Genomic DNA, 1,880 nt, shown 5'->3' with positions numbered 1-1,880 from the left:
CGCCGCCCCCGTCTCCCGCGAGCGCGTGCGCGCCATCGACTGGCTGCGCGGCCTGTCCGTCCTCGTGATGATCCAGACCCATTCGCTCGTGCTGCTCACCCCGGAGCTGCGCAAGAGCGAGTGGACCGGCCGGCTGCTCAAGGTGGACGGGCTGGTGGCCCCCGCGTTCATCTTCTCCGCCGGGTTCGCGCTGGCGCTGTTGATGGTGCGCAGCGCCGCCGCGGGTGTGCTGCACGAGCGCGTGCCCCGCAACCTGCGCCGCATCGCGGAGGTGTTCGCCGTCGCCGCGCTCGTCAATGCCGTCTGGTTTCCCATCCGCACCGAGCCCGTGTGGCTCCTGCGCCTGGACATCCTCCACTGCGTGGGCCTGTGCCTGATCATCACCCTGCCCCTGGCCGCGCTATTGGCCTCACGCCCGCGCGTGCTCGCGGCCACCGCGCTCGCGCTGGCGATGGTGGCGTTCGCGCTGGCGCCCTTCAGTGACTCCGCGGGCGAGCCCTGGGCGTCGTTCCTGCGCAAGTCCTCCTGGGCCCCCTTCCCGCTGGTGCCGTGGATTGGCTTCGCGTGGCTGGGCGCCTTCGCGGGCTGCATCGCGGGCGCGTGGGGCCGCAAGGGGCTGGCGCGGGCCCTGGGCTTCCTCATCGCGCTGGGGCTCGTGGGCACGCTGATGCCGCGCGTGCTCAACGACCTCTACCCGCCGCACCGCTTCTTCGTCACCAACCCGTCCAACTCCGCCACCCGCTTCATGTGGGTCTGCGCGGTGCTGTTGTTGATGCTCTGGGTGGAGGGCCGGATGGCGCCGGACGCGAAGCCCTCACGGGCCCGCCGCTTCCTGGAGGTGTTCGGCACCGCGTCGCTGTCCGCGTACTTCTTCCACGAGATGCTGCTGTACTACCGCGTCTTCGGCGTCTTCTCGTTCCAGAAGGTGTGGGGCGACTCCAGCGGGTGGCTGAAGTACGCGGGCCTGCTCGCGCTGCTCATCGCGTGCACGTTCGTGCTGTGCCTCGCGTGGGATCCGCTGGAGCGCGCGGTGAAGAAGGCCTTCACGCGCGCGGGCCAATGGCTGCTCAGTGCGCCGCGCTGGCCGCGGCCTGCTCGAAGGCGCGGATGATCTCCGGCGGGGCCTGCACCAGTTCAATCAGCACGCCCTCGCCGCTCAGCGGGAACTGATCACTGGCCTTCGGGTGGATGAAGCAGACGTCGAAGCCCGCCGCGCCCTTGCGGATGCCGCCGGGCGTGAAGCGCATGCCCTGCCCCTCCAGCCACTTGACGGCCACCGCCAGGTCATCCACCCACAGGCCCACGTGGTTGAGCGCGGGGTCGTGCACCTTCGGACGGCCGTCGGGGTTGACGGGCTGCATCAAGTCCACCTCCACCTTGAAGGGGCCCGCGCCCGCCACGACGATGTCCTCGTCCACGTTCTCCTTCTCGCTGCGGTAGGTGCCATGGGCCGTCAGGCCCAGCGTGTCCACCCACAGCTTGCGCAGGGCGCCCTTGTCCAGCCCCCCGATGGCGATCTGCTGGATGCCCAGAATCCGGAACGGTCGTGTCGTCTCCATGGGCGGGGACCGTCGCAAAAGGGGTCCCCCCACGCAAGCGCGGGCCACGTCCGGACCCGGGAAAAATTCACTGGATAAACCCATTCCGGAGGTCGGTCGTTTCCAGGGGCACGCTGACCTACTCCCGTCGTCCCGGAGCCGCCCATGTCCCCGTTCTTCTCGAAGCGCCGCGTGTCCTTCGTCAGTGGTGCCCTCCTCTGCGCCAGCCTCGTGAGCGCCTGCTCCTCCATGGAGCCGGCGCAGGGCGTGGCGCGTGGCGAGCTCCGCCCCCAGGCCGTCGCGACCACCGAGAGCGCCCCCGCCGACGGATCCAGGCTCATG

At 70.3% G+C, this 1,880-nt stretch carries 2 protein-coding genes; one reads left to right on the top strand and one right to left on the bottom strand.

Annotated features, from left to right (window positions below):
* A partial coding sequence (locus D7W79_RS41670) for a heparan-alpha-glucosaminide N-acetyltransferase domain-containing protein (protein WP_120530713.1) occupies positions 1–1,111 on the top strand: 1,111 nt, incomplete at its 5' end.
* Here the strand turns inward: D7W79_RS41670 and D7W79_RS41665 are convergent.
* Positions 1,068–1,559: a VOC family protein gene (locus D7W79_RS41665; RefSeq protein ID WP_014397268.1), complete on the bottom strand. Its 492-nt coding sequence runs from the start codon at positions 1,557–1,559 to the stop codon at positions 1,068–1,070. The genes D7W79_RS41670 and D7W79_RS41665 overlap by 44 nt on opposite strands.
* Positions 1,560–1,880: the final 321 nt, after the last annotated feature.

Source organism: Corallococcus exercitus, assembly GCF_003611585.1.
Lineage (GTDB): Bacteria > Myxococcota > Myxococcia > Myxococcales > Myxococcaceae > Corallococcus > Corallococcus exercitus.
The sequence above is the reverse complement of the archived record's forward strand: the minus strand, read 5'-3'. Positions and strand labels throughout refer to the sequence as shown.

What these genes read in the sequence shown, in the direction of transcription:
- D7W79_RS41665 (WP_014397268.1), bottom strand. Translation starts at nt 1,559, where the DNA reads ATGGAGACGACACGACCGTTCCGGATTCTGGGCATCCAGCAGATCGCC.